The 21,916-nt window shown below is 71.2% G+C and carries 22 protein-coding genes and 1 pseudogene; 11 read left to right on the top strand and 12 right to left on the bottom strand.

The genetic code is table 11. The features are described from left to right. Nucleotides 1-19 precede the first annotated feature (19 nt). Nucleotides 20-244, top strand: coding sequence for a DUF397 domain-containing protein (locus tag ACIA8R_RS05155; protein ID WP_397036679.1), 225 nt, complete (start codon nt 20-22; stop codon nt 242-244). A 359-nt stretch (nt 245-603) separates the two neighbouring features. On the opposite strand, the pseudogene ACIA8R_RS05160 reads toward ACIA8R_RS05155, so the two are convergent. Continuing rightward, a pseudogene (locus ACIA8R_RS05160) lies at nt 604-729 on the bottom strand (daunorubicin/doxorubicin resistance ABC transporter ATP-binding protein DrrA); the annotation flags it as partial. A gap of 70 nt (nt 730-799) precedes the next feature. Here ACIA8R_RS05160 and ACIA8R_RS05165 point away from each other — a divergent pair. Beyond that, complete coding sequence (locus ACIA8R_RS05165) at nt 800-1,480, top strand: TetR/AcrR family transcriptional regulator C-terminal domain-containing protein (RefSeq protein ID WP_357698014.1); 681 nt, start codon at nt 800-802, stop codon at nt 1,478-1,480. Here the strand turns inward: ACIA8R_RS05165 and ACIA8R_RS05170 are convergent. Beyond that, nucleotides 1,417-2,136, bottom strand: coding sequence for a neutral zinc metallopeptidase (locus tag ACIA8R_RS05170; RefSeq protein ID WP_397036681.1), 720 nt, complete (start codon nt 2,134-2,136; stop codon nt 1,417-1,419). The two genes, ACIA8R_RS05165 and ACIA8R_RS05170, sit on opposite strands and share 64 nt — an antisense overlap. A 99-nt stretch (nt 2,137-2,235) precedes the next feature. Between ACIA8R_RS05170 and ACIA8R_RS05175 the strand changes: the two genes are divergently transcribed. Continuing rightward, nucleotides 2,236-2,949 (top strand): sulfite exporter TauE/SafE family protein, encoded by a 714-nt coding sequence (locus tag ACIA8R_RS05175; RefSeq protein WP_397037316.1) that lies wholly within the window; start codon nt 2,236-2,238, stop codon nt 2,947-2,949. Between the two features lie 9 nt (nt 2,950-2,958). On the opposite strand, the gene ACIA8R_RS05180 is transcribed toward ACIA8R_RS05175, so the two are convergent. Next, nucleotides 2,959-3,498: a DinB family protein gene (locus ACIA8R_RS05180; RefSeq protein WP_364090071.1), complete on the bottom strand. Its 540-nt coding sequence runs from the start codon at nt 3,496-3,498 to the stop codon at nt 2,959-2,961. A 69-nt stretch (nt 3,499-3,567) separates the two neighbouring features. Between ACIA8R_RS05180 and ACIA8R_RS05185 the strand changes: the two genes are divergently transcribed. Further along, a complete protein-coding gene (locus ACIA8R_RS05185; RefSeq protein WP_397036683.1) occupies nt 3,568-4,608 on the top strand; it encodes a hypothetical protein in 1,041 nt (346 codons plus the stop codon). 60 nt (nt 4,609-4,668) lie between these two features. Here ACIA8R_RS05185 and ACIA8R_RS05190 read toward each other — a convergent pair whose 3' ends face one another. After that, nucleotides 4,669-4,983 (bottom strand): hypothetical protein, encoded by a 315-nt coding sequence (locus ACIA8R_RS05190; protein WP_364090065.1) that lies wholly within the window; start codon nt 4,981-4,983, stop codon nt 4,669-4,671. 168 nt (nt 4,984-5,151) lie between these two features. Continuing rightward, on the bottom strand, nt 5,152-5,547 hold the full coding sequence (locus ACIA8R_RS05195; protein WP_357698024.1) for a MerR family transcriptional regulator: 396 nt from the start codon (nt 5,545-5,547) through the stop codon (nt 5,152-5,154). 49 nt (nt 5,548-5,596) lie between these two features. On the opposite strand from ACIA8R_RS05195, the gene ACIA8R_RS05200 reads away from it, so the two are divergent. From ACIA8R_RS05200 to ACIA8R_RS05220, 5 genes are all read left to right on the top strand, one after another. Continuing rightward, nucleotides 5,597-6,646 carry an aldo/keto reductase gene (locus ACIA8R_RS05200; RefSeq protein WP_357698026.1) on the top strand — a complete coding sequence of 350 codons (1,050 nt, stop codon included), beginning with the start codon at nt 5,597-5,599 and terminating at the stop codon, nt 6,644-6,646. Between the two features lie 311 nt (nt 6,647-6,957). After that, nucleotides 6,958-8,079 carry a substrate-binding domain-containing protein gene (locus ACIA8R_RS05205; protein WP_364090059.1) on the top strand — a complete coding sequence of 374 codons (1,122 nt, stop codon included), beginning with the start codon at nt 6,958-6,960 and terminating at the stop codon, nt 8,077-8,079. 60 nt (nt 8,080-8,139) lie between these two features. Continuing rightward, nucleotides 8,140-8,904: an ATP-binding cassette domain-containing protein gene (locus ACIA8R_RS05210; protein ID WP_364090056.1), complete on the top strand. Its 765-nt coding sequence runs from the start codon at nt 8,140-8,142 to the stop codon at nt 8,902-8,904. Then, a complete protein-coding gene (locus ACIA8R_RS05215) occupies nt 8,901-10,163 on the top strand; it encodes an ABC transporter permease (RefSeq protein WP_357698031.1) in 1,263 nt (420 codons plus the stop codon). The genes ACIA8R_RS05210 and ACIA8R_RS05215 overlap by 4 nt, the downstream gene beginning before the upstream one ends. A gap of 35 nt (nt 10,164-10,198) precedes the next feature. After that, nucleotides 10,199-11,404 (top strand): ROK family transcriptional regulator, encoded by a 1,206-nt coding sequence (locus ACIA8R_RS05220; protein ID WP_364090053.1) that lies wholly within the window; start codon nt 10,199-10,201, stop codon nt 11,402-11,404. Here ACIA8R_RS05220 and ACIA8R_RS05225 read toward each other — a convergent pair. The 3 genes from ACIA8R_RS05225 to ACIA8R_RS05235 are packed head-to-tail and all read right to left on the bottom strand — an operon-like array spanning nt 11,401 to nt 13,950. Further along, the gene (locus ACIA8R_RS05225; protein WP_397036688.1) at nt 11,401-12,150 is read right to left on the bottom strand and encodes a neutral zinc metallopeptidase; all 750 of its coding nucleotides are present in this window, start codon (nt 12,148-12,150) and stop codon (nt 11,401-11,403) included. The two genes, ACIA8R_RS05220 and ACIA8R_RS05225, sit on opposite strands and share 4 nt — an antisense overlap. Nucleotides 12,151-12,186: 36 nt before the next feature. Continuing rightward, nucleotides 12,187-12,999 carry a neutral zinc metallopeptidase gene (locus tag ACIA8R_RS05230; protein WP_357698037.1) on the bottom strand — a complete coding sequence of 271 codons (813 nt, stop codon included), beginning with the start codon at nt 12,997-12,999 and terminating at the stop codon, nt 12,187-12,189. 54 nt (nt 13,000-13,053) lie between these two features. Continuing rightward, complete coding sequence (locus tag ACIA8R_RS05235) at nt 13,054-13,950, bottom strand: neutral zinc metallopeptidase (RefSeq protein ID WP_357698039.1); 897 nt, start codon at nt 13,948-13,950, stop codon at nt 13,054-13,056. 149 nt (nt 13,951-14,099) lie between these two features. Here ACIA8R_RS05235 and dxs point away from each other — a divergent pair, with 149 nt between their 5' ends. Then, nucleotides 14,100-15,983 (top strand): 1-deoxy-D-xylulose-5-phosphate synthase, encoded by a 1,884-nt coding sequence (dxs, locus tag ACIA8R_RS05240; protein WP_357698294.1) that lies wholly within the window; start codon nt 14,100-14,102, stop codon nt 15,981-15,983. Here the strand turns inward: dxs and ACIA8R_RS05245 are convergent. Beyond that, nucleotides 15,928-16,566, bottom strand: coding sequence for a DedA family protein (locus tag ACIA8R_RS05245; protein ID WP_364090046.1), 639 nt, complete (start codon nt 16,564-16,566; stop codon nt 15,928-15,930). The two genes, dxs and ACIA8R_RS05245, sit on opposite strands and share 56 nt — an antisense overlap. Nucleotides 16,567-16,656: 90 nt before the next feature. Here ACIA8R_RS05245 and ACIA8R_RS05250 point away from each other — a divergent pair, with 90 nt between their 5' ends. Beyond that, nucleotides 16,657-18,123 carry an amino acid permease gene (locus ACIA8R_RS05250; RefSeq protein ID WP_357698043.1) on the top strand — a complete coding sequence of 489 codons (1,467 nt, stop codon included), beginning with the start codon at nt 16,657-16,659 and terminating at the stop codon, nt 18,121-18,123. A gap of 40 nt (nt 18,124-18,163) precedes the next feature. On the opposite strand, the gene ACIA8R_RS05255 is transcribed toward ACIA8R_RS05250, so the two are convergent. The 3 genes from ACIA8R_RS05255 to ACIA8R_RS05265 all read right to left on the bottom strand — a co-directional run bounded on the left by ACIA8R_RS05255 (nt 18,164) and on the right by ACIA8R_RS05265 (nt 21,892). Next, the gene (locus tag ACIA8R_RS05255) at nt 18,164-18,556 is read right to left on the bottom strand and encodes an SSI family serine proteinase inhibitor (RefSeq protein WP_357698045.1); all 393 of its coding nucleotides are present in this window, start codon (nt 18,554-18,556) and stop codon (nt 18,164-18,166) included. An 88-nt stretch (nt 18,557-18,644) separates the two neighbouring features. Continuing rightward, on the bottom strand, nt 18,645-20,732 hold the full coding sequence (locus ACIA8R_RS05260; protein WP_397036691.1) for a 3-hydroxyacyl-CoA dehydrogenase NAD-binding domain-containing protein: 2,088 nt from the start codon (nt 20,730-20,732) through the stop codon (nt 18,645-18,647). After that, nucleotides 20,729-21,892, bottom strand: a complete 1,164-nt coding sequence (locus tag ACIA8R_RS05265; RefSeq protein ID WP_397037318.1) for a thiolase family protein — start codon at nt 21,890-21,892, stop codon at nt 20,729-20,731. Before ACIA8R_RS05265 ends, ACIA8R_RS05260 begins: the two co-directional genes overlap by 4 nt. Nucleotides 21,893-21,916 lie beyond the last annotated feature (24 nt).

Below are 21,916 nucleotides of genomic sequence, written 5' to 3' on the forward strand. Positions count from 1 at the left end.
AGTTATGGAAGGGTCGCAGATGGAGATCGTGGACACCGATTGGAAGAAGAGTCCGTACAGTGGCGGCAACGGCAACTGTGTTGAGTTGAGAAGGCATAACGGGATGATCGAGGTTCGCGACTCTAAGGACCCAGCCGGCCCGATCTTGTCCTTCACGGATCCCGAGATACTGGCGTTCCGGCGTGGTCTCAGCAGCGGCGCTTTCGATGAGATCGTCGGGCCGTCCTCGACACCCAGCGCCTGAGGGGGCGCTCAGCCTCAGACTTTCCGCTGGATCGGTCAAAGCTTCTGGGAACCCCCTCGGGCCCAGCGCCGTACTGCGTGCCTCTGGCCCGCTGATCCCACCGTAGAGCCGCTTAGGCGAGGTCAGGGCTTTACCGAATCGTTTCGGAGCCAAACACGCGGGGACCCCTCCAAGATCACAAAAGGGGGGCGGAGGGGCACAGAACGCGGGGAGGGGGCACGGCCCCTCCCCATTCGCTTGGCCAGCGTAATGCCCCCCTTTTGTGATCTTGCCCCGCGTGTTCAGCACCACCGCAACGATTCGTCAAAGCCCTACAGCCTGCGGGTCCGGAGTGCACCCTTTAGGGGTCATACCTTGACAGTCGGCTTGCCTGCCCCGTTGGGGCCGAGCAGCCCGCAGACCGTGCCGGCCGGGACGTCGAGGTCGATGCCCCTGAGCGCCTCCTTGGCCGCGTACCGCTTTCGCAAACCCTCCGCGCGGATCATCGCGAGGCTCCTTAACGGTGTTAAATCTAACAGCGTTAAGGATGCATTGAACGTTGTTAAGCTGTCAACCGTGGCACTTGAGAAGGGCACCATCGTGGCCGCGGCGCTGCGGCTGCTCCAGGAGACCGGGCTCGACGGGCTCACGCTGCGGCGGCTCGCGGCCGAGCTCGGCGTCCAGGCGCCCGCCCTCTACTGGCACTTCAGGAACAAGCAGGAACTCCTCGACGCGATGGCCGAGGCGATGACGGCCGCCCACATGGACCGCCCCGCGCTCACCGAGCCCGCCGCGTGGCGGGAGTGGGTGCGCGACCACGCCCACCGCGACCGGGCGATGCTCAACTCCTACCGCGACGGCGCCCGGCTGGTGGCCGGGACCCGGCCCTCACCGGTGCTGTTCGAGGTGGTGGAGCGGTCGGTGGTGGCCCTGGAGTCGGCCGGGTTCGCGGTGGCCGACGCGGTGCGCGGGCTGTTCGCGGTCAGCGTGTACGTCGCCGGCTTCGTGCTGGAGGAACAGGCCGACCGGACGCGGCCGGACGCCGACGGGGCCATGCCGGACATGGCGGCCTTCCAGCGGGCCCATCCCCGGCTGACGGCCGGGCTGACGGAGGTGGGCGACCCGCAGGGGGAGCGGTCGTTCGAGGGCGGGCTGCAGCTCATCCTCGACGGCATGCAGGGCCGCCTCGACCGTCAGGAGACCTGCCAGGCGGGGGCCGACCAGGTGTCGCAGGCCGCCGGCGAGACGGCCCGGTAGCCCCGCTCCAGCCAGCGGACGCGGTTGGCGCCCGTGCCGTGGCTGTGCTCCCCGTCCTCGTCGCCGGCGGCCCTGGTGGCGTCGAGCAGCGCGGTCCAGTCCTGCCGGGTACGGCTCAGCGACGGCCACACGCTGCCCAGGAACGCGCCCGCCAGGCAGTCGGCCTGGAGCTCGTACCGCCGGCTCTGCGCGCCCTTGCGCACGCCGAGGAGGCTCTGCGCGTGGTGGCCGTACTCGTGGGCGGCGACCTTGAACGGGTAAAGGTCGGTGCGGCCCTCGATCCAGGCGCCGGTCAGGGGGAAGACGAGGGTGTCGCGGCCGATGCAGTAGAAGGCCGCCGCGTGCTCGGGCCAGGCGAACCCGCACACCTCGCGCACCGGCTCGTCGTAGTAGCGGACGACGGGCTTGCGGAACGTCCGGCCGGTACGCCTGAGGTAGGCGGACCAGGACTTGTCCAGGCACTTCACGATCGTCGTGAGGTATTCGCGGCTTCTGGGGATGCCGCCGGAGCTGATCGCCGTCTCCGGGCACGCCGAGCGGCCGAGCCTGGGCGTCGCGGCCTGCGTGGGCCCGGCCTGGAGGACCGTCGCCCCGATCAACAGGGCTGCCAGGATCGTGGGGGCGCGCGGGGCGGGGGAGTGCACGGTGAGCAGCATAGGGCTCCTGGTGGCGGCGGATCGTCCGGTGTGCCCGCTTTCCGTCCACGGGTGGTGGCGGAAAGTATGGGTGATTGACTGCTCTGCGTGAGTGATGAGGTGTTGGTACTGGTTGTCGGTAGTTTGGCGGTTTTTGTCGGGGCGGTCGTCCAGGGGAGCGTGGGGTTCGGGTTAGGGCTGGTGGCCGCGCCCGTGCTGACGATGCTCGACCACAGCCTGATGCCCGGCGCGATCCAGGTGGTCAACATGACGCTGCCGCTGTTCACGCTGGCCGTCGAGTGGCGGCGGGTGGACTGGCGGGGGCTCGGGTTCGCGCTGCTCGGCCGCCTTCCCGGCAGCGCCGTCGGCGCCCTCATCGTCGTGTACGTCTCCGTCCAGGCGCTCGGCGTGCTGGTCGGCGTGATGGTGCTGCTGGCGGTCGGGCTCACCGCCCGTACGGTCAGCATCGCCCGCAACGGCGCGACGATCACCGGCGCGGGCTTCCTGTCCGGGATCACCGGCACCGCCACGGGCATCGGCGGCCCGCCCCTGGCGCTGGTGTACCAGAGCGCCAAGGGGCCGCAGATCCGGGCCACCCTGGCGATGTTCTTCTTCCTGAGCGCCGCGCAGTCGATCGCCATCCTGGCGTTCGTCGGCCATCTGCCCGCCCGCGCGCTGGCCACGGGCGCGACCCTGATCGTGCCGATGATCCTGGGCTTCCTGGCCTCCGGGCCGCTGCGGCGCTACCTGGACGGCGGCAAGGTGCGCGTCGCCGTCCTGGTCGTGGCCACGGTCTCCGCGCTGGCCCTGATCACGCAGAGCCTGCTGGCCTGACCCGCCGGGCTACTCGCCGGTCTGCCCGTCGACGGCCTCGCGGATGAGGTCGGCGTGGCCGTTGTGCCGGGCGTACTCCTCGATCATGTGGACGAGGATCCAGCGCAGGTGGGGACGGCGGCCGTCCGGCCAGGCGCGCTGGGCCGGCTGGTCGAGCCCGCCGGCGGCCAGCGCCTCGGCGGTCAGGGCGCGGGAGCGGGCCACTGCGTCCCGCCAGAGCGCGCGCAGCTCGTCGGGGGAGTCGGAGGCGGCGGAGTGCCAGTCCCAGTCGGGGTCGGCCGTCCAGTCGACGGTGTCCCAGGGGGCGTGCGGGTCGTGCCCGTGCAGCCGGCGGGAGAACCAGTGGTCCTCGACGTAGGCCAGGTGCTTGAGCATGCCGCCGAGCGTCAGCGTGGACGCGGCGACGGTGGTGTCGAGGCCCGCCGCGTCGAGGCCGGAGCACTTCCACTCCAGGGTGGCCCGCAGGAAGTCGAGGAAGCCCAGCAGGGTCTCCGCCTCGTCGCCCATGAAGGGCGGTTCCGGGCGTCCCTGCTCGTCGAAGTCGGTCATGGGCGGGCAGTCTACCGACGGGTTCGAACGCGCGGCGGCGGTCGGGCGGCTTCTGTGTACGCTCGCGTGATGGTCAACGTGGTGGAGTGGACCAGGCTGGAGCCGTGGCGGGTGGCCCGCGGCCGTACCGACCGCGACGAGAGCGTGATCGTCAAATGGACCGGGCCGCACGCCTCCGGCTCCCACGACGAGGCGTGGCGGGTGCGCACGGAGGCGGCCGCCCTCCGGTTCCTGTCGGAGGACCTCGGGGCCGGCCTGGCCCCGCGCGTGCTGGCCGTCGATCTGGCGACGGGACGGCTGGTGCTGGAGGACCTCGCGCCGCGGACCGCGCTCGACGGGCTGCTGCGCCGCGACGGCGCAGCGGCGCACGCCGACCGGCTGGCCGCCGCCGCGCGCGTCCGCGGTGAGCTCGGCGCGATCACCGCGGGTCACGCGGAGGCGTACTACCGGCGGCGGAGCGCGCTCGGGCCGGTCGATCCGGCCGCCGACCGGCTCGGGCGGGTCGCCCGGCAGCGCGCGTCGGGGATGCCGTCGGTGCCGGACGTGCCGGTCCCGGGCGGGGTGGAGCGGGAGTTCGGCGCGGCCCTGGACGAACTGGCCGATCCCGGCCCGTTCCTCGTGCTCAGCAACGGCGACGCCGAGGCCAACAACGTCCTGGTACGCGCGGACGGCCACGCCGACCCGCGGCTGATCGACTTCGAGTTCGCCGGGTTCACGCACGCGCTGCACGACGCCGTCCCCCTGTACGTGCCGGGCCCCGGCTGGTTGTCGCTGGGCGGCGCGGCCGAGGCCGAGATCCACCGGCGGGCGCTGGCGGCCGGGGTCCCGCAGGCCGAGGACGACGGGCGCTACGGGAGGGGGCTGGCGGCGGCGTGCGCGTCGTACGCGCTGGCCAGGCTGACCCGGCTGCCCGTGCTGGACGGCCGCCCGGCGGGGGACGACAGCCGCGCCCAGCTCGTCGCGACCCTGGAGGCGGCCGCCCGTGCCGCCGAGGGGGCCCTGCCCCGGCTGGCCGGGTGGTGCCGCCGGGTGGCCGCCGCGCTCCGGCGTCGCTGGCCGGACGCGGACCGCGACTTCGGGGCGCTGGCTCCGTACACGTCGCGCCGCTGACGCCCGGTCGGCGGGCACGAGGAACGGCCCCCGCGGGTGCGGGGGCCGTTCGGCGCTCACTTAGGCGACGGAGAAGCTTCCCGACCCCGCCGGGACGTGGCTGCCGTAGCCGGGCCGGACCGTGACGGAGGAGCCGAGACAGAACGGGTCGCCGTAGATGCGGACGGCCTGATCGGTCTGGTTGTTCAGCACGTGGGCGGCGAGGGGCAACTTCGTGCAGCCGCCGGGGTCGTCGTAGATCTCCAGGGGGAGGGCCTCGACCTGGAAGACGACGACCTGGCCGGTCGCGGCCCGGGCGGGGGCCGCCGCGACGAACGGCGCGGTCGCCGAGGCGAGGACCAGAGTCAGGGCGGCCAGGCGAGCAGAGTGGCGCATGGGCGGGGTTCCTTTCGTTTCGAGGGCCCCTCCATCCTCATGCGCCCCATCTGTCACGCACAGTAACCGAAAGGTGACATTCGATCTCGCCGCGGATCGTGCAGTGGCCCACTGAGCAGCAAAGTCGCTCGGCGTGGTCCCCCGCGGGCCATTACTCTCCGTGACGGATCAAGGTGTGCATTCCGGGGTGTCGTCCCGCAGGCCCAGGCGTCCCTCGTAGACCGCCACCTTGTTGGTGATCAGCTTGAGGCAGCCGTCGAGCTCCCGCATCCGGGCGAGCACCCGTTCCTGATGTTCGCGCAGCACCTCCAGCCGTTCCGCCTCGTTGCCGCGGCCCGCCCTGACGAGTTCGGTGTAGCGCCGGATGTCGGTCAGGGGCATGCCGGAGGCGCGCAGCCGGATGCACACGCCCAGCCAGTCGACGTCACCCTCGCCGTAGACCCGGCGTCCCGTCGTTCCCCGCTGTACGGGCTGGGCCAGCAGGCCCTCACGCTCGTAGAACCGGAGCGTGTGCACGCTGAGCCCGGTGCGCTCGGCGACCTGGCCAATGCTCAAACCTGACATGCTGTCCAGTTTGACCTAGAGCCGACTCTAGAACCTACGGTTCCGGGATATGAGATATCGCATCCTCGGCGGCACCGGCATCGAGGTCAGCGCCCACTGCCTCGGCACCATGATGTTCGGCGCGGCCGGCAACCCCGACCACGACGACAGCATCCGCATCATCCACGCCGCCCTCGACCATGGGATCAACTTCGTCGACACCGCCGACATGTACTCGGCGGGCGAGTCGGAGGAGATCGTGGGCAAGGCGTTGCAGGGCAGGCGGGACGAGGTGGTGCTGGCCACCAAGGTGCACTTCCCCATGGGGGAGGGGCCCAACCGGGGCGGCAACTCGCGACGCTGGATCGTACGCGAGGTGGAGGCGAGTCTCAGGCGGCTGCGCACCGACTGGATCGACCTCTACCAGATCCACCGCCCCGACCACCGGACCGACATCGAAGAAACCCTCTCCGCACTCACCGACCTGGTACGGCAGGGCAAGATCCGCGCCTTCGGCAGCTCGGCCTTCCCGGCGCACGAGACGGTCGAGGCCTACCACGTGGCCCGGCAGCGCGGCCTGTACCGGTTCCGCACCGAGCAGCCGCCGTACAACCTCCTGGCCCGCGGCATCGAGGGCGACGTGCTGCCCACGGCGCAGCGGCTCGGCATGGGCGTGCTCACCTACAGCCCGCTGGGCTGGGGGTTCCTGACCGGACGTTACCGCAAGGGACAGCAGGTCGACCTGTCGCGGGGTCGCGCGGCGCGGGCGCCCGAACGGTTCGACCCCTCCATCCCGGTCAACGCGGCCAAGCTGGAGGTCGTCGAGGAGCTGGTCAAGCTGGCCGACGAGCTCGGCTGCACCCTGCCGGCCCTGGCCGTCGCCTTCGTCACGTCGCATCCGGCGGTCACCTCGGTCATTCTCGGCCCGCGCACGATGGAGCAGCTGGAGGGTTCGCTGAAGGGCGCCTCGCTGCTGCTCGACGACGCCGTGATGGACCGGATCGACGAGCTCGTGCCGCCCGGCACCAACGTCTACCACCCGGTCGGCCTCTGGAGCCCCGCGCCCCTGACCGACCCCGCGCTGCGCCGCCGCCACCTGGGTGACCGCGCCGCGAGCTGACCCCGGACATCCGCCGGACCTCGCCCGACGAGGTCCGGCGCCCGGCATCCCCTCCGGTCGCGCCCCCCGCCCGACCGGAGCTCCGGCCGCCCAAGAGCCGGCCACTTCCCCCGCCGCCGCTCGCCCCGGAGTCGGTCACTTCCGGCGGCGCCGGCCCGCTCCCGGTCACGGAACCGCGTCCTCGTGTTTCTGGATTGTTACCGGAAACAACAAACTCCCCGACGGAAGGGTCTTCCAAAGCAGGCTGTGGCGGAATACGTTGCCGCAAACAACATTCATCCGGGCCCCTCCGGAAGAAAGGACCCTGCATCATGCGCAAGGGGATCCTCAGCCTGACCGCCGCGGCGGCGACGCTCGCCCTCGGTCTCACCGCCTGCGGGGGCGACAGCGGTCAGACCGGCACCACCGCCACCTCCTCCTCCGCCACGGCGGCGCAGCCCGCCAAGGCCGGCAAGATCGGCGTCATCCTCCCGGACAGCAAGTCGTCGGCGCGCTGGGAGACGGCGGACCGCAAGTACCTGGAAGAGGCGTTCAAGGCCGCCGGCGTCCAATACGACATCCAGAACGCCCAGAACGACAAGACGGCGTTCCAGACCATCGCCGACCAGATGATCACCAACGGGGCCACCGTCCTGATGATCGTCAACCTGGACAGCGGCAGCGGCAAGGCCGTGATCGAGAAGGCCAAGTCGCAGGGCGTGGCCACCATCGACTACGACCGCCTGACCCTGGGCGGCGGCGCCGCCTACTACGTCAGCTTCGACAACACCAAGGTCGGCACGCTCCAGGGCGAGGGCCTGAGCAAGTGCCTGGCCGACAAGAAGGCCGACAAGCCCATCGTCGCCTACCTGAACGGCTCGCCGACCGACAACAACGCGACGCTGTTCAAGAACGGCTACGACGGCGTGCTCAAGCCCAAGTTCGACGCCGGCGAGTACGTCAAGGGCCCCGACCAGGCCGTGCCCGACTGGGACAACGCCCAGGCCGGGACGATCTTCGAGCAGATGCTCACCCAGCAGCCGAAGATCGCCGGCGTGCTGGCCGCCAACGACGGCCTCGGCAACGCCGCCATCACCGTGCTGAAGAAGCAGAACCTCAACGGCAAGGTGCCGGTCACCGGCCAGGACGCCACCGTCCAGGGCCTGCAGAACATCCTCGTCGGCGACCAGTGCATGACGGTCTACAAGGCGGTCAAGAAGGAGGCCGACGCCGGGGCCAAGCTCGCCGTCGCGCTGGCCAAGGGCGAGAAGCCCACGGCGAGCGCCAGCGTCAAGGACCCCGAGACCAGCCAGGACGTTCCCTCCGAGCTGCTGGAGCCGCAGGCCATCACCTTCGACAACGTCAAGGACGTCGTGGCCGACGGTTACGTCACCAAGGAGGAGCTCTGCACCGCCGACTTCGCCAAGAAGTGCACTGAGGCCGGAATCCAATAGCAGGGACGGGCGCGGCCGGGTGCCATCGGCGCGAGGCCGCGCCCCTCTTTAGGGAGCCCCATGACCCCCCTCCTCGAAGTGCGCGGGATCGACAAGAGCTTCGGTCCGGTGAAGGTGCTGCACGAGGTCGAGTTCTCCGCCTACCCCGGCGAGGTCACCGCGCTCGTCGGCGACAACGGCGCCGGCAAGTCGACGCTGGTCAAGTGCATCGGCGGCATCTACCCCATCGACTCGGGCGAGATCCTCTTCGACGGCCGCCAGGTCACCGTCCACACCCCCCGGGACGCGGGCGAGCTCGGCATCGAGATCGTCTACCAGGACCTGGCGCTCTGCGACAACCTCGACATCGTCCAGAACATGTTCCTCGGCAGGGAACGCAAGAACGGCTTCCTGCTCGACGAGGACAGCATGGAGGAACTGGCCGAGAAGACCCTCAGCAGCCTGTCCGTGCGCACGGTGAAGTCCATCAGGCAGCAGGTCTCCAGCCTGTCCGGCGGCCAGCGGCAGACCGTCGCGATCGCCAAGGCCGTGCTGTGGAACAGCAAGGTCGTCATCCTCGACGAGCCCACCGCCGCCCTCGGCGTGGCCCAGACGGCCCAGGTGCTCGAACTCGTGCGCAGGCTGGCCGACACGGGCCTGGCCGTCGTCCTCATCTCGCACAACATGAACGACGTGTTCGCCGTCTCCGACCGGATCGCGGCGCTCTACCTCGGCAGGATGGCCGCCCAGGTCAAGACCGCCGACCTGACGCACGCCCAGGTCGTCGAACTGATCACCTCCGGCCGTAGCGGCGAACTCGGCCTCAAGAACGGGGTCACCTCATGAGCAAGGTCAAGGAACTCCCGGGCGAGGCCATCGTCGTCGCCGCGCAGTCCCCGTCGATCGCGCACAGCGTGCGCGCCTACTGGGAGCGCGTGCGCGGCGGCGACATGGGCGCGCTGCCCGCCGTGCTCGGCCTGATCGTGCTCTGCACGGTCTTCGCCCTGGCCCGGCCCGCCTTCGTCACCTCGATCAACTTCGCCAACCTGTTCACCCAGGGCGCGAACGTCACGCTCATCGCCATGGGCCTGGTGTTCGTCCTGCTGCTGGGCGAGATCGACCTGTCGGCCGGCTTCGCCAGCGGCGTCTGCGCGGCGGTGCTCGCCGTCACGCTCGCGAGCTTCGGCCTGCCCTGGTACGTCTGCGTGCTGGCCGCCATCGCCACCGGCGTGCTCATCGGCGTCGTGCTCGGCACGCTGGTGGCCAAGGTCGGCATACCGTCGTTCGTGGTCACGCTCGCCGCCTTCCTGGCCTTCCAGGGCCTGGTTCTGGTGCTGGTCAACGAGGGCACGAACATCTCGGTCCGGGACAGCGTGATCGTCGCCGTCGCCAACAAGAACCTGTCGCCGCTGCTCGGCTGGATCCTGTACGCGGTGTGCGTGGCGGGCTTCGCGGGCGTGCAGCTCGCGCGGGCCAGGAGCCGGTCCGCGCGCGGCCTGGTCGCCGACCCGCTGTCGCTGATCGCGGCCCGGGTGGGCGCGCTGGCGCTGTTCGGCGGGCTCGCGGTCTACGTGCTCAACCTGGAGCGCAGCCGCAACCCCGCGCTGGTCTCGCTCACCGGCGTGCCGATCGTGGTGCCGGTCATCGTCGTGCTGCTGGTCGTGTGGACGCTCGTGCTGCGGCGCACCGCGTTCGGCCGGCACCTGTACGCCGTCGGCGGTAACACCGAGGCCGCGCGCCGGGCCGGCATCCCGGTCGACCGCATCAAGATCGCGGCGTTCGTCATCTGCTCGTCGATGGCGGCGGTCGGCGGGATCGTGGCCGCCTCCAGGGCCAGCTCGGTCGACCCGAACACGGGCGGCAGCTCGGTGCTGCTGTACGCGGTCGGCGCGGCGGTCATCGGCGGCACCAGCCTGTTCGGCGGCAAGGGCCGGGTGCTCGACGCGGTGCTCGGCGGCGCGGTGGTGGCCGTGATCGAGAACGGCATGGGCCTGATGGGCTACGGTGCGAGCGTGAAGTACCTGGTCACGGGGTGCGTCCTGCTGCTGGCCGCGGGTGTCGACGCCCTGGCGCGCAAGCGGGCGGCTGCTGCTGGTCTAAGGTGATCAGCGACCCGCAGCCCCCGAAGGAACCCCAGACGATGCGTGCCGGACCGTCCCAGGAGGACATCAGGCGCCACAATCTCGGCGCGCTGCTTCGCCATGTCCACCTGGGCGGGCCGATCTCGCGTGCCGAGCTGACGTCGAAGATGGGGCTCAACCGCAGCACCATCATGGCGCTCACCTCCGACCTCACCGCCGCCGGGCTGGTACGGGAGGAGCTGCCGCGCGAGACCGGCCGGGCCGGCCGGCCCTCGCTGGTGGTGCGCCCGGAGTCGGCGCGCGTCTACGTGTTCGCGTTCGACGTGGGCCCCGACCGGCTGGTGGCGGCCCGGGTGGGGCTGGGCGGCGTCATCCTCGACCGCAGGGAGACCACCCGCGAGCGCGGCAAGTTCGCCCTCGACGAGCTGACCGGGGTGCTGTCGGGCTTCGCCCGGCAGATGCGGCGCAAGACACGCGACGACACCGTGTGCGTGGGCGCCGCCGCCGCCGTGTCCGGCGGGGTGCGCAAGGGCGACGGCGTGGTGACGTTCGGGCCCAACCTGATGGCCCACGACGTGCCGTTCGGCGAGGAACTGGGCCGCAGGCTGGGCCTCGGGCTGCCGGTCAGCGTGGGCAACGACGCCAACCTGGCGGCCCTGGCCGAGCACAGCCGCGGCCTCGGCGTGGGCGTGCGCGACCTCATCTGCCTGCACGGAGACGTGGGCATCGGCGGCGGCATCATCGCCGGCGGCCACCTGCTCGGCGGCTTCGACGGCTACGGCGGCGAGGTCGGTCACATGGTCGTCAACCCTGGCGGGCGCGAATGCTCCTGCGGCTCGCACGGCTGCCTGGAGGCCGAGGTGGGGGAGCGGGCACTGCTGGAGCTGGCCGGCCGCTTCGGGCCCGGCCAGCACGGCCGCGACGCGGTACGGGCCGTGGTGGACGCGGCCGACCGGGGAGACATCGTCGCCCAGGAGGCACTGAGCCGGGTCGGCGACTGGCTCGGGCTGGGCGTGGCGAACCTGGTCAACATCTTCAACCCGGAGATGGTCATCTTCGGGGGCATGCTGCGGGAGGTCTACCTCGGCTCGGCGGCGCAGGTCCGCACCCGGCTGGCGCTGCACGCCATGGCCCCCCAGCGCGAGCACGTACGGCTGCGCACCTCGGCGCTCGGCGACCACGTGACCCTGGTCGGGGCGGCCGAGCTGGCCTTCGCCCACGTGCTGGCCGACCCGCTGGAAGTGCTGGCCAGGGTCAGCTCCTAGCGCACCCGCTCCCTGGCGGCCGTCCAGGTGCCGCAGGCGGCGGTGGAGCCCTCGCGGTAGCCGCGGTTCTGCCAGTAGGCCAGGTTGCGCGGGCGTCCGTGGATCTTGCTGTAGTCCGCCCGGCGCACGGCGGCCAGCCATTCGCGCCAGCCGACGTCGGGTTTGATCGAGGTGAGCGCGGCGTTGTAGAAGACGCCGGCGTAGCACTCGGCCTGCATCTCCAGCCGGTGGCTGAGCACGGTGCGCGCCCCGGTGGAGGCGGGCCAGTACAGGGCGTTCTGCGCGTCCAGCACGCCGGTGAGCTGCTGGACGTGGTGTCCCCACTCGTGCGCGACGGAGTGCGCGATGTTCATCCGGAACGGGTCGTCCAGGTCGTGCTTCATGATGCGGATGACGATCGTGCGCTGCGCCGGGCAGTACTGCGCGCCGTTGGTGGTGATCCGGCCGCAGACGGAGTCGCGTCCCGTGGTGACGGTGACCTCGGGCGGGGTGTACGTCAGGCCCGCGGCCGCGAACCGGCCGGCCCAGAAGCGGTCGGCGCACCCGGCCATGGCCCGGTGGAAGGCTTTGAGCGAGGCGGCGCTGCCCGTCCTGATGGCGGGGATCCTGCACGACAGACGTTCCCGCGCGACGACCGGCGCGGCCGAGAGCCCCCCTTGCGCGGGCCTGCCCGCCGCGGCCGCCGGAGCCGGCAGCAGAAGATCCGCGATCATGCACATGGCAAGCGCCATGAGGGGAATGCGCACGATCGCGGATCTTAGAGGAGTTTGGGCGGGTTGGGGCTAGCGGACCTTGGCCTTGGAGGCGGCCCAGGTGTTGCAGGAGCCCGCCGACCTGCCGGTGAAGCCGCGCTTGAGCCAGTACGCGACGTTGGCGTCCGTGCCGTGCGTCAGGTCGGCCGAGGAGCGCGCCTTCACACCGATCGCGCTCAGGTCGAACGCGTTGTGCGACCCCTTGAGCAGCGAGTCGAACTCCTTCTGGCTGCGGCCCAGGGAGTCCCAGACGCTGCCCATGAACACGCCGGCGTAGCACTCGGCCTGCAGCTCGGTACGGCGGACCGGCTCCAGGTCACGCGGGTTGTCCAGGACGTACTCGCCGCGCTTGTTGTGCCGGAGCATGCCGGTGAGCTTCTGGACGTGGTGCCCGTACTCGTGGGCCACGACCAGCATCAGCACCGGGTCCGACGGCTGCTCGACGACGCCCGGGCTGAGCAGGAGGGTCATCGTCTTGTTGACCGGGCAGTACAGGGCCTGCGCGCCCTCGGGGAAGCCGCCGCATCCCGTCGGGGTGCCCAGCTTGGTGGTCACCCTGAACTTCGGCTTGCCGAAGGCGAAGCCCGCCTGCTTGAGCTTCGGGCCCCATGCCTTGTCGAGGCAGCCGAGCACCGCGTCGAAGTAGACCCGCGCCTCGTCCTCGGTCCCGGACTGGACCGGCGGCTCCTCGCACGTCCTGAGCGCGAGCCGGCCGGTCTTGTAGATCGGGTTCTTCGTCAGGACCGGCTTGCTTGCCGGGGCGGCCACGGCCGCGTGGGCCGTACCGGCGACGAAGACGCTCGCCAGGGCGCCGGCAATGATCGCCAATCGGGGGGTACGCATGGGAAGGCACACTACAAAAGAGGGGGTTTTACGTAAAGCGGAAAACGCCCGACGTCACTGGACGTTTCGTGCAGCCGCCGCCCAGGTGTTGCAGGCGCCCGGTGCGCCCCGGTTGAAGCCCCTGGTCATCCAGGCCGCCTGCGTCGGGCCCTTGCCGTGGTCGTTCTGCGGCCAGCCCTTGGCGCCGTTCTTGTAGAACCACTGGACGGTGTAGTCCCAGTCGGACTGGTTCACCAGGTCGGTGCCCTTCATCGTGCTCATGAAGATGGCGGAGAAGCACTCGGCCTGGAGCTCGGACCTGCGCGAGAGCTGGAGGCGTCCGGCCTTGCCCGCGGCGGACCTGGCCGTCCAGAAGTAGTTCCAGATGCCGGAGGCCTGCTGGACGTGGTGGCCGTACTCGTGGGCGACCAGGCGGCTGATGCCCAGCGGGAACGGGTTGCGGAGCTGGTCCCGGCTGATCATCAGGTACATCGTGCGGTCGCTGGAGCAGTAGACGCCGTCCGCGCCGGTGTTCCAGGCGCCGCAGGGCGTGCGCACCTTCTTGGTGATGATCCGCAGCCGCGGCCTGCTGAACGACATGCCGGCCTTGCGGAACTGGGTGGCCCACGCCTTGTTCAGGCAGTTCGTCACCCGGGTGAGGAAGCGGCGGTAGGCGATCATGCTGCCCGCGGGCAGGGCGCCCGGCGCGCAGTTCACGTCGACGAGCCTGCCGGTCTTGTAGAGCCGGTTCGCGGTGGCCTGCGTCTGGCCCCCGGGGGCGGCGGCGCCGCCGCTGCGGGCCGCGGCGCCCGCCGGAGGCAGGGCGATCTTCTGAGCTTGGTTGACCGGCGCACGCTCGGCCGAGGTCGGGGCGACGTCGGAAAGCACGAGCACGAGGGAGGCGGCGGCCATGGCGAGGGCGAGGGCGGCGGCGGCGACGGCCGCGATCCTGCCTTTAGGGAGGGAGTTCATATGTCCGGAAAGACTAGGTCAAGATCGGACATAAGTGGGTGGATTTGACTCGATGGAGTCAGTGAGACGTCGGCGAACTAGACTCTTCTGCGTCGTCGAAAAGGAACAGACGGCGAACGAGGCAGAGGGGAGTCGCATCCGTGAGCGGGTTGCTGGGCTCGATAGAGGGACCGCACGACGTCAAACGGCTCGCTGTTGAGGAGCTGCCGCGGCTCGCGGGGGAGATCCGTGACCTGCTCGTCGACTCCTGCGCCAGGTTCGGCGGCCACCTGGGGCCGAACCTGGGGGTGGTCGAGCTCACCATCGCCCTCCACCGCGTCTTCGACTCCCCGCACGACCCCGTGATCTGGGACACCGGCCACCAGGCGTACGTGCACAAGCTCCTCACCGGCCGCGCGGCCGGCTTCGAGGCGCTCAAGCAGGAGGGCGGCCTGTCGGGCTACCCGAGCCAGGCCGAGTCCGAGCACGACTTCGTCGAGAACTCCCACGCCTCCACCGCGCTGTCCTACGCCGACGGCCTGGCCAAGGCGTTCAAGCTGCGCGGCGACCGCGAGCGCACGGTCGTCGCGGTGATCGGCGACGGCGCGCTCACCGGCGGCATGGCCTGGGAGGCGCTCAACAACATCGCCGCGATCAAAGACCTGCCCGTCGTGATCGTGGTCAACGACAACGGCCGCTCCTACTCCCCGACCATCGGCGGCCTGGCCTCCCACCTGTCCTCGCTGCGCGTCAACCGCCGCTACGAGGACATGCTCGAGTACGTCAAGGACAAGCTCGGGAACGTTCCGGTCATCTACGACGCCCTCCACGGCTTCAAGAAGGGCGTCAAGGACGTCCTGGCCCCGCAGGTCATGTTCGAGGACCTCGGCATGAAGTACGTCGGCCCGATCGACGGCCACGACGAGCAGGCCATGGAGGCGGCGCTGCGCAAGGCCCGCGCCTTCCGCGGCCCGGTCATCGTCCACGCCCTCACCCAGAAGGGCCGCGGCTACACCCCCGCCGAGAACCACGACGAGGACCAGTTCCACTCGCCCGGCGCCTTCGACCGCGCCACCGGCGCCGAGAAGCCCAAGCCCCGCATCTGGACCAACGTCTTCAGCGAGGAGCTGGTCAGGCTCGGCAAGGAGCGCGAGGACCTGGTCGCCATCACCGCGGCCATGCTCCACCCCACCGGCCTCAACGCCTTCGCCGACGCCTTCCCCGACCGCATCTACGACGTCGGCATCGCCGAGCAGCACGCGCTGACCAGCGCCGCCGGTCTCGCGCTCGGCGGCCTGCACCCGGTCGTGGCCGTCTACGCCACCTTCCTCAACCGGGCCTTCGACCAGCTCCTGATGGACGTCGCCCTGCACCGGCTCCCGGTCACCGTCGTCCTCGACCGGGCCGGCGTCACCGGCGACGACGGCGCCAGCCACAACGGCATGTGGGACCTGTCGATCCTCCAGGTCGTGCCCGGCCTGCGGATCGCGGTGCCGCGCGACGGCGACCGCGTCACCGAGCTGCTGCGCGAGGCCGTGGAGGTCACCGACGGGCCGACCGTGCTGCGCTTCCCCAAGGGGCCGGTGGCCGAGCCCCTGGAGGCCGTGGGCCGCCTGGGCGAGATGGACCTGCTGCGCGCCGCCGAGGGCGAACCCGACGTGCTGCTGGTGGGCGTCGGCCCGATGGCGCACGTGTGCATGGAGGCGGCCGTCCTGCTCGACGCGCAGGGCATCTCGGCCACCGTGGTCGACCCGCGCTGGGTCAAGCCGCTCGACGAGGCGCTGACGCTGGCCGCCGGCGCCCACAAGCTGGTCGCCGTGGTCGAGGACAACGGCCGCGTGGGCGGCGTGGGCGACTCCGTGGCCCGCCTGCTCCGCGACGCCGACGTCGACGTCCCGGTGCGCACCTTCGGCATCCCGCAGGAGTTCCTCGACCACGCCAAGCGGGCGGCGATCCTCGGCCGCATCGGCCTGACCGGCCAGGACCTCGCGCGCCAGATCACCGAGGCCGTCGCCCGGCGGACCTCCCGCGTGGAGCAGCCCGTCCGCCGTTGAGCACCCGGCGGGCCACGGCGGTGATCGCCAGCACGGCCACCACCGCCGCGCCCGCCACGGGCAGCAGCAGGCCCGCGTCCCGCCGCGCCACCTGCCCGGCCACCGCCCCCAGCACGATGTACGTGCTCACCCACGCCGTGCTGCCCAGCAGCGCCCACGGCATGAACCTGCGGTAGGGCATGCCCACCGCGCCCGCCACGGCCGGCGTCAGCGTGTGCACCATCGGCAGGAAGTAGGCCAGCGCCAGCGCCCAGCCGCTGCGCCGGAGTATCCGCTCCGCGCGCGTCCAGCGTTCCTCCCCGACGCGCCGGCCGAGCCTGCTCTGGCGCAGGCGGGGGCCGTACCGGCGGCCCAGCCAGTGGCCGCCTGTCGCGCCCAGGAGGCAGGCCAGCACGCCGGTGCCGATCAGCGCCAGAGTCTCCGGCACGCTGCCCGCCGTGGCGCCCGCGACGAGCAGCAGGCCGTCGCCCGGCGTGATCAGGCCGATCCCGACCGAGGCGTCCAGGGTCAGGAAGACCAGGACGAATGACAGCACCACCGCCACGTCCTGCCTGGCCAGCGTGTCCAGCAGATCGTCGAACATGATGCGGGTCCGCTACCCCCGGGGAGGCGCTTCACCGGGAAGCCCGGCGGGAGCGCATGATCACGGAGGGTCTGGGAAGGATCGCTGATCGTGGACATCTTTCGCACGAAGAGCGTCGAACAGTCGATCCGCGACACCGAAACTCCCGAGCACCAGCTGCGCAAGCGCCTGTCCGCCATGGACCTGATGGTCTTCGGCATCGGCGTGATCGTCGGCACGGGGATCTTCGTGCTCACCGGCCAGGTCGCCAAGGAGGTGGCGGGGCCGGCGGTCGCGGTCTCGTTCGTCGTGGCGGCCGTCGTGTGCGGGCTGGCGGCGCTGTGCTACGCCGAGTTCGCCTCCACCATCCCCGTCGCCGGGTCCGCCTACACCTTCTCCTTCGCCACCCTGGGCGAGTTCCCCGCCTGGGTGATCGGGTGGGACCTGATCCTGGAACTGGCGCTGGCCGCGGCCGTGGTGGCGGTCGGCTGGTCGGGCTACTTCGCCTCGATGCTCGACTCCGTCGGCCTCCACCTGCCGCCCTCCATCGCGGGCGACGACCCCGTGGTCAACGTGCCCGCGGTGGTCATCGTGCTGATCCTCACCGCGATCCTGGTGGCCGGGATCAAGATCTCCTCGCGGGTCAACCTGATCCTGGTGATCACCAAGATCACGGTGGTGCTGCTGGTCATCGTGGCCGGGCTGTTCTTCGTCAAGGCCGCCAACTACACGCCGTTCATCCCCGAGCCGGTGACCACGCCGCGGGTCGAGGGGCTGAAGGCGCCGCTGATCCAGGTGCTGTTCGGGGTCACGCCCGTCGCGTTCGGCGTGATCGGCATCTTCTCGGCCGCGGCCATCGTGTTCTTCGCGTTCATCGGCTTCGACATCGTGGCCACCGCCGCCGAGGAGACCGTGCGCCCGCAGCGCGACGTGCCGCGCGGGATCATCGGCTCGCTGGCCGTCTGCACGATCCTCTACGTCGCCGTCTCGCTGGTCGTGGTCGGCATGCAGCCGTACCGGCAGCTGAGCACGAGCGCGCCGCTGTCGGACGCCTTCACCGCCGTCGGCCATCCCTGGCTGGCCACGATCATCAGCGTGGGCGCCATCGCCGGTCTGACGACCGTGGTGCTGGTGCTGCTGCTCGGGCAGACCCGGGTGCTGTTCGCCATGTGCCGCGACGGCCTGCTGCCGCGCCGGCTGGCCGTCGTCCACCCCACCTTCGGCACGCCCGCCAGGCTCACCATCCTCGTCGGCCTGGTGACCATGGCGCTGGCCGGGTTCGTGTCGTTCGGGGAGCTGGCCGAGCTGGTGAACATCGGCACGCTGTTCGCGTTCATGGTGGTCTCGATCGGCGTGATCGTGCTCCGGCGCACCCGGCCGGACCTGGAGCGGGGCTTCCGGGTGCCGCTGGTGCCGCTGCTGCCGATCCTGTCGGTGCTGGCCTGCCTGTACCTGATGCTCAACCTGCCGCTGGAGACCTGGCTCAGGTTCGTCATCTGGATGATCGTCGGCGTGGTCGTGTACTTCGCCTACGGCTACCGCCACAGCAGGCGGGGCGCCGCCGTGACCGGCGAGTGAGACGGCGGGGGATGGGCCGGCCGCCCATCCCCCTGTCGGCTCAGACGGCCAGGAGCGTCCCGAGGCCCGCCTTCATCGTGCAGGCGTTGGTGTAGACCTTGCCCCACTGGACGGTCTTGCCGTACCACTTGCCGAGGATCATGACGGCACGTGGCTCCACCTCCTTGCCGCAGGCCGCGGCCGCCTTCGGCGAGAGGTTGATCTTGGCCGGGTCGCCGTTCACCTTGCGCAGGATCTCGCAGGCGGCGTGGGCGGAGGGGTGGGTGCCGCCGTCGGGGCTGCAGTTGAGCCAGGCGCCCTTGGTGGGACCGTTCTTCACCGCGACGGTGACCTTGAGGACGGCCTTGGGGGTGCGCGGCGCCGCCAGGGAGGGCGACGACGCGCCCAGCACGAGGGCTCCGGACAGAGCGATCGTGCCGACTGCTCGCATCATGGTTACTCTCCGTTCGTAGGACGGCACAGTACGCTACGGCGAAGAAGGCCATGACGTACGGAGACCCGCCGGGCGGGTCTCCGTAAAATCACGCGGGCAGCGAGGCCACGCCGGGCGGAAGGAACCGAGGCTGGGCGATCCCCGACCTGTCCAGATAAGGCGTGATGCCACCCAGATGGAACGGCCATCCGGCGCCCAGGATCATGCACAGGTCGATGTCCTGCGAGCCGGCGACGACGCCCTCGTCCAGCATGATCCGGATCTCCCGGGCCAGCGCTCCGAGCACGCGCTCGCGGACCTGCTCGGCCGTGGACGGCGACGTGCCGCCGGCGAACAGGGCCACCGCCTCCGGGTCGAGTGAGAAGTCCGGACGGTAGACGCCGGGCTTGCCCGAGGCGACCAGCTTGGCCATGTTCTCCGAGACGCCGAAGCGATCGGGGAAGGCCGCGTGCAGCGTCTCGGCCACGTGCAGGCCGACGGCCGGGCCGACGAGCTGCAGCAGCGCGAACGGCGTCATCGGCAGCCCGAGCCCGTCGATCGCGTGCTCGGCGACCTCCAGCGGCGTGCCCTCGTCCACGGCGGCCACGACCTCGCCCATGAAGCAGGTCAGCAGCCGGTTGACCACGAACGCCGGAGCGTCCTTGACCAGCACGGACGACTTCCTCAGCGACTTGCCCACCGCGAACGCCGTGGCCAGCGTGGCGTCGTCGGTCGAGGCGCCCCTGATGATCTCCAGCAGCGGCATCACGGCGACGGGGTTGAAGAAGTGGAAGCCGACCAGCCGCTCGGGGTGGGCCAGCCCGGCGCCCATCTCGGTGAGCGAGAGCGAGGAGGTGTTCGTGGCGAGTACGCACTCGGCCGAGACCACGGCCTCGACCTCGGCGAACACCTGCTTCTTGACCGCCATGTCCTCGAAGACGGCCTCGATGACGAAGTCGGCGTCGGCGAAGGCGTCCTTGGTCAGCGAGCCGGTGACCAGGGACTTGAGCCGGTTGGCCTGGTCGGCCGAGACGCGGCCCTTGCCCAGCAGCTTGTCGACCTCGGCGTGGACGTACCCGACGCCCTTGTCCAGGCGGGACTGGTCGAGGTCGGTCAGGACGACCGGGACCTCCAGGCGGCGGGCGAACAGCAGCGCCATCTGCGAGGCCATCAGCCCGGCGCCCACGACGCCGACCTTGGTGACCTTGCGGGCCAGCGACCGGTCCGGCGCGCCCGCGGGCCGCTTGGCGCGGCGCTGGACCAGGTCGAAGGAGTAGAGCCCGGCCCGCAGCTCGTCGCCCATCAGCAGGTCGGCCAGCGCCTCGGTCTCGGCGGCGAAGCCCTCGTCGCGCGAGGCGGTCGCGGCCAGCCCGATCAGGTCGAGCGCCCGGTAGGGGGCGGGGGAGGCGCCGCGCAGCTTCATGTCGACCAGGAAGCGCGCGTCGGCGACGGCCTTCTCCCAGCCGTCGTGCTCCTGCCGCTCGACGGTGACCTCGCCCTTGACGACGCGGGCAGCCCAGCGCAGCGACTCCTCCAGGAAGTCGGCCGGCTCGAACATCGCGTCCGCGACGCCCAGCTCGTACGCGTCCGCTCCCTTGATCATGCGGTTCTGCGACAGCGGGTTCTCGATGATCAGCTTGATCGCCTTGGCCGGGCCGATCAGGCGGGGGAGGAGCTGCGTGCCGCCCCAGCCGGGCACCAGGCCGAGGAAGCACTCGGGCAGCGCCACCGCGGGCACGCCGGAGGAGATCGTCCGGTACGTGCAGTGCAGCGCGATCTCCAGGCCGCCGCCCATGGCCGCGCCGTTCACGAACGCGAACGTCGGGATCGGCAGCTCGCCCAGCCTGCGGAAGACGTGGTGGCCCAGCGCGCCGATGGCGTGGGCCTCCTCGCGCGAGGCCACGGCCGCCGCGCCCTTGAGGTCGGCGCCGACGGCGAAGATGAACGGCTTGCCCGTGACGCCCACGGCGGCCAGGTCGGTGCGCGCGGCGATCTCCGACAGGGCCTCGTCCAGCGCGAACAGGCCGTGCGGGCCGAAGGTGTTGGGCTTGGTGTGGTCGAAGCCGTTGTCCAGCGTGATCAGGGCCATCGTGCCCGCCCCGCCGGGCAGCGGCACGTCGCGCACCAGGGCCTTGGTGACGACCTCGTCGGTGTTGCGCCCGCTCAGCAGCGCGCGCCAGGTCTCGATGTCGCTCATGCCAGGTTCTCCCAGATCACAGTGCCGCCCATGCCCATGCCGACGCACATGGTGGTGATGCCGTACCGCACGTCGGGCCGCTCGCCGAACTGGCGGGCGAGCTGCGTCATGAGCCGTACGCCCGAGGAGGCCAGCGGGTGGCCGAAGGCGATCGCGCCGCCGTAGGCGTTGACGCGCTGGTCGTCGTCGGCGAGGCCGAAGTGCTCCAGGAAGGCCAGCACCTGGACGGCGAACGCCTCGTTGATCTCGAACAGGCCGATGTCGCCGATGGACAGCCCGGCCAGGCGCAGCGCCCGCTCGGTGGACGGGATCGGGCCCACGCCCATCACCTCGGGGTCGACGCCCGCGAACGCGTAGGAGACCAGGCGCATCTTCGGCGTCAGGCCCAGCTCGCCGGCGACGTCGCGGGCGGCCACGATGCAGCCGGTGGCGCCGTCGTTGATGCCGGAGGAGTTGCCCGCGGTGACGTTGCCGTGCGGGCGGAAGGGCGTCTTGAGCGCGCCCAGCGCCTCCATCGTGGTGCCGGGGCGCGGCGCCTCGTCCTCGGCGGCCAGGCCCCAGCCCTTCTCGGCCGTCCTGACCGCGGTGGGCACGAGGTCGGGCTGGATCTTGCCGTCGGCGTACGCCTTGGCCGCCTTCTCCTGGGAGAGCACCGCGTAGGCGTCGGCGCGCTCCTTGGAGATCGACGGGTAGCGGTCGTGCAGGTTCTCGGCGGTCATGCCCATGACCAGCGCGCTCGGGTCGACCAGCTTCTCCGACAGGAAACGCGGGTTGGGGTCCACGCCCTCGCCCATGGGATGGCGGCCCATGTGCTCGACGCCGCCGGCGATGGCCACGTCGTAGGCGCCGAAGGCGATGCCGCCCGCGACCGTGGTGACCGCGGTCATCGCGCCCGCGCACATGCGGTCGATCGCGTAGCCGGGCACGCTCTTGGGCAGACCGGCCAGCACCGCCGCCGAGCGGCCGATGGTCAGGCCCTGGTCGCCGATCTGGGTCGTCGCGGCGATGGCCACCTCGTCCACGCGCTCGGGAGGCAGACCGGGGTTGCGCCGGATGAGCTCGCGGATGACGCGGACGACCATGTCGTCGGCGCGGGTCTCCGCGTACAGTCCCTTCGGCCCTGACCTGCCGAAGGGCGTGCGTACGCCGTCGACGAACACGACGTCACGAGAGGAAGGCACGGA

Origin of the sequence: Nonomuraea sp. NPDC051191 (genome assembly GCF_044455665.1) — a bacterium.
Classification (GTDB): domain Bacteria; phylum Actinomycetota; class Actinomycetes; order Streptosporangiales; family Streptosporangiaceae; genus Nonomuraea.

Bases quoted from the DNA above. Each gene is read 5' to 3' on its own strand.
- ACIA8R_RS05155 (WP_397036679.1), top strand. From the start codon at position 20: ATGGAGATCGTGGACACCGATTGGAAGAAGAGTCCGTACAGTGGCGGC.
- ACIA8R_RS05170 (WP_397036681.1), bottom strand. From the start codon at position 2,136: ATGCTGCTCACCGTGCACTCCCCCGCCCCGCGCGCCCCCACGATCCTG.
- ACIA8R_RS05180 (WP_364090071.1), bottom strand. From the start codon at position 3,498: ATGACCGACTTCGACGAGCAGGGACGCCCGGAACCGCCCTTCATGGGC.
- ACIA8R_RS05185 (WP_397036683.1), top strand. From the start codon at position 3,568: ATGGTCAACGTGGTGGAGTGGACCAGGCTGGAGCCGTGGCGGGTGGCC.
- ACIA8R_RS05190 (WP_364090065.1), bottom strand. From the start codon at position 4,983: ATGCGCCACTCTGCTCGCCTGGCCGCCCTGACTCTGGTCCTCGCCTCG.
- ACIA8R_RS05195 (WP_357698024.1), bottom strand. From the start codon at position 5,547: ATGTCAGGTTTGAGCATTGGCCAGGTCGCCGAGCGCACCGGGCTCAGC.
- ACIA8R_RS05200 (WP_357698026.1), top strand. From the start codon at position 5,597: ATGAGATATCGCATCCTCGGCGGCACCGGCATCGAGGTCAGCGCCCAC.
- ACIA8R_RS05205 (WP_364090059.1), top strand. From the start codon at position 6,958: ATGCGCAAGGGGATCCTCAGCCTGACCGCCGCGGCGGCGACGCTCGCC.
- ACIA8R_RS05210 (WP_364090056.1), top strand. From the start codon at position 8,140: ATGACCCCCCTCCTCGAAGTGCGCGGGATCGACAAGAGCTTCGGTCCG.
- ACIA8R_RS05215 (WP_357698031.1), top strand. From the start codon at position 8,901: ATGAGCAAGGTCAAGGAACTCCCGGGCGAGGCCATCGTCGTCGCCGCG.
- ACIA8R_RS05220 (WP_364090053.1), top strand. From the start codon at position 10,199: ATGCGTGCCGGACCGTCCCAGGAGGACATCAGGCGCCACAATCTCGGC.
- ACIA8R_RS05230 (WP_357698037.1), bottom strand. From the start codon at position 12,999: ATGCGTACCCCCCGATTGGCGATCATTGCCGGCGCCCTGGCGAGCGTC.
- ACIA8R_RS05235 (WP_357698039.1), bottom strand. From the start codon at position 13,950: ATGAACTCCCTCCCTAAAGGCAGGATCGCGGCCGTCGCCGCCGCCGCC.
- ACIA8R_RS05245 (WP_364090046.1), bottom strand. From the start codon at position 16,566: ATGTTCGACGATCTGCTGGACACGCTGGCCAGGCAGGACGTGGCGGTG.
- ACIA8R_RS05255 (WP_357698045.1), bottom strand. From the start codon at position 18,556: ATGATGCGAGCAGTCGGCACGATCGCTCTGTCCGGAGCCCTCGTGCTG.
- ACIA8R_RS05260 (WP_397036691.1), bottom strand. From the start codon at position 20,732: ATGAGCGACATCGAGACCTGGCGCGCGCTGCTGAGCGGGCGCAACACC.